Origin of the sequence: Kribbella sp., assembly GCF_035687465.1 — a bacterium.
Taxonomy (GTDB): domain Bacteria; phylum Actinomycetota; class Actinomycetes; order Propionibacteriales; family Kribbellaceae; genus Kribbella.
Window position 1 is genome coordinate 1 of sequence record NZ_DASRXP010000763.1, and the last position, 2,773, is coordinate 2,773.

3 protein-coding genes are annotated in these 2,773 nt (G+C 67.5%); 1 reads left to right on the forward strand and 2 read right to left on the reverse strand.

What is annotated here, in order from left to right; translation table 11 throughout:
* The coding region (locus VFG33_RS41120) for an ABC transporter permease (RefSeq protein ID WP_325058473.1) at positions 1–757 on the reverse strand (757 nt) is incomplete at its 3' end.
* A 1-nt stretch (position 758) separates the two neighbouring features.
* Positions 759–1,688, reverse strand: coding sequence for an ABC transporter permease (locus VFG33_RS41125; protein ID WP_325058474.1), 930 nt, complete (start codon positions 1,686–1,688; stop codon positions 759–761).
* Positions 1,689–1,907: 219 nt separating this feature from the next.
* On the opposite strand from VFG33_RS41125, the gene VFG33_RS41130 reads away from it, so the two are divergent.
* Positions 1,908–2,773, forward strand: an 866-nt coding sequence (locus VFG33_RS41130) for a helix-turn-helix transcriptional regulator (protein WP_325058475.1), incomplete at its 3' end; no start/stop codon positions are given.

Consider the following 2,773-nt stretch of genomic DNA (forward strand, 5'->3'; position numbering starts at 1 on the left):
CTCCGCGCAGCCCGTGCACCACCACGACCCGCCGCTCACCGGCTCCCTTCGCCCGGGCGGTGGTGATGTGGTCGAGATTCATCTCCTCCAGCATCTGCGACCTGGTCAACCGGATGTACGACGCGGCGTTCAGCGCGGCGAGCACCAGCCAGGGCGTGACGAGGTGCCAGGCCCAGTCGACCGGACTCTGCGTGAACGGCACGTAACCGTTCACCGGAACCATGTTCAGCCAGAACCCGAAGACCAGGATCGCCAGCAACCCCACCAGGAACGACGGCGACGCCACTCCGACCAGGGCGAACCCGACCGCGAACCGGTCCAGCAACTTGCCTCGTCGCAGCGCCGCCCCGACCCCGAGGGACACCCCGACGACGAGCCACAGCACCGCCGCACCGAGCGCGATGGACGCGGTGATCGGCAGCCGGTCGAGGATCAGCGAGGTGACCGGACGGGCCAGCGGGAAGGAATAACCGAAGCAGGGCGCGTTGCACTGCACGGCGGCCGATCCATCGCCGAAGGTCCGGCCCGCGACGATGCCCTTGAGGAAGCCCAGGTACTGCTGGATCGTGCTCTGGTCGAGCTGCATGAAATGGCGAACCTGCTCCAGCCGATCCGGAGTACAGGGTTTGCCGCAGCCGAGGCGGGCCGGGTCGGCCGGCAGCGCGTAGAAGATCAGGTAGACGGCGAGGCTCAGCGCGAGCATCACCAGCACGGTCGCCAGCAGCCGCCGGGCTACGAACCAGAGGAGGTTGGTCATCTCAGTTCGCCCTCCTCAACCGCACGTCGAAACCATCCCGTACGCCGTCGCCGAGCAAGGTGAATCCGAGCACGGCCAGGAACAACATGGCGCCGGGGAAAACCAGGAACCACGGATCTGTGCCGGTGTAGACCCAAACGATCGAGTCCGAGATGGACCGGCCGAGACTCGGTGTCGGCGGCGGCACTCCGACGCCGAGGAACGACAAAGCGGCCTCGAGCCCAATGAAGCCGGGCACTGCCATCGTTGCGATCACCAGCACCGGGCCGAGGAGGTTCGGCAGCAGTTCGCGGGTGATCACGTGCCAGCCGCTGGAACCGACCGACCGGGCCGCCTCGACGAACTCCCGGGTGACCAGTGACTTGGCCTGGTTGCGGATCAGCCGCGCGAGCCCGGCCCAGCCGAACACGCTGAGCACCAGGACCAACAGCAACGAGCGGGGGAACCCGGCGGGCACGATGATGCCCAGGGCAATCATGAAGACGAGTTGCGGGAACCCGAAGAGGAAGTCCAGCAGCCGCGACACGACCGCGTCGTACCAGCCGCCGAAGTAGGCAGCGCTGATGCCGACCAGAGTGCCGACCACGGTGGTGATCAGGGTGACCAGCACGGCGATGAACAACGACGTGCGAAGGCCGAGCACTGTGATCGCGAACAGGTCCCGGCCGGTGAGCGGCTCGACCCCGAACCAGTGGTCCGCGCTGACGCCCCCGACCGCGCCGCTCGGGGCATTGCCGCGGAGTGGATCGAGCAGGCTGATGTTGTAGGTGTAGGCGTCCTGCCCCTCGAGTCTCGCGAGGAGCGGCGCCGCGGCGGCGATGACGATGAGCACGATCACGAGGACCGCACCCAGCCGGGCACTCCGGTCCCGGCGAACGCGACGGAAAGCCTGCCTGGTCGGTGAGACGGTCGCGACGACCTCGGAACCCACGGCACTCCTGACAAGAATGATCTGACCCAGCCGGATGACGGTAGGCCAGAGTTTCCACCGACCTGACTCCATCTTGAATGGTGAGAATGTCAGCTCACGAACTCGACATTCCTCCGGCCATTTTCGGGCTTTGGTTGCTGTCAGCAACCGGTGGGTCGCGCGGGGCGTTCGACGCTAGGATCGAACGCGGACGTTCAGCTTCCGGAATGCGGAGACCTGATGATCGAAGAAGCGAGCCCGACCGCCAAGGCACTGGTGGCGCTAGAGCTGATCCAGGACCATCCCGGGATCTCCGGGGAACAGCTCGGCTCCCGGCTCGGCGTGACCGACCGAGCAGCCCGCCGGTACGTCGGCATCCTGCGAGAGGCGGGCATACCGGTCGACTCCACACCTGGCCGGTACGGCGGCTACCGCGTCGGCCGGGGGTTCCGGCTGCCACCTCTGATGTTCTCCACGGCCGAGGCGCTCGGCCTGATGATGGCGGCACTGGAGGGACAGCACCGGGCCGCCGATGCCACGGATCCCGCCGGCCGGGCGCTCAACAAGATCATCCGCGTCCTGCCCACGTCCGTCGCCGAGCCGGCCGAAGCGATCCGGCAGTTGACGACGCCGCACGCCAACGGTCATACGACGAACCCCGAGCCTGAGATCACCGCCGCTGTCGTCCAGGGTTGCGCCGACGGCCGGAGGTTGCGGCTCGGTTATCGGCGCGGGCACGGTGAGGGACGGATCATGGAGGTCGATCCGTGGGCGGTCTCCATCCGCCACGGCTACTGGTACCTGCTCTGCTGGTCACACACCAAGGACGCCCGCCGAGTCCTCCGGCTCGACCGGATCACCACCGTCGAAACCCTGCCGACCACCTTCGACCCGCCCGTGGACCTCGACCCGGTCCGGACGATCGAAGAACACCTCTCCGAAGGCTGGAAGTACAAGATCGAGATCATCATCGACGCCCCGGTCGCAGGGGCCGGGGACTGGATCGCCCGGAACCTGGGCCGCCTCGAACCGATCGACGCCACCCACACCCGCCTGACCGGCTCCACCGACGACCCAGACTGGTACGCCCGGCGGATCAGCTCGGT